Source organism: Shewanella sp. AS16 (genome assembly GCF_021412365.1).
GTDB classification, from domain to species: domain Bacteria; phylum Pseudomonadota; class Gammaproteobacteria; order Enterobacterales; family Shewanellaceae; genus Shewanella; species Shewanella salipaludis.
This window is the reverse complement of the sequence record NZ_JAKCLK010000137.1, coordinates 1-318: the sequence shown is the minus strand read 5'-3', so window position 1 is coordinate 318 and position 318 is coordinate 1. Positions and strand designations below refer to the sequence as shown.

The window sequence follows — 318 nt, the reverse complement described above, 5'->3', positions numbered from 1 at the left end:
GGAGAACGACACCGCGCGTCAGGTGCAGGTGTTTGAAGCCGCCTGTCAGTCGGGATGGGGCGGTAAACCGGAAGTACAGACCATTCGTCGTCTGGTGACCGAAAGTGAAGTGGCGGTGGCAGGGAACAGTAAATTCCGCTTCGTGGGGGCTGATGCCTTCTCGCCAGATGAACTGCGCACTGACCTGTTCAGCGACGACGAGGGTGGCTATGTGGACTGCGTGGCGCTCGATGCCGCCCTGCTGGAAAAACTCCAGGCTGTTGCTGAACACCTTCGGGAAGCCGAAGGCTGGGGATGGTGCGCCGGACGCATGGAGCC

1 protein-coding gene is annotated in these 318 nt (G+C 61.3%); it reads left to right on the top strand.

From position 1 onward, the window contains the following. A partial coding sequence (locus tag LZP73_RS19685) for a hypothetical protein (RefSeq protein WP_442800773.1) occupies positions 1 to 318 on the top strand: 318 nt, incomplete at both ends.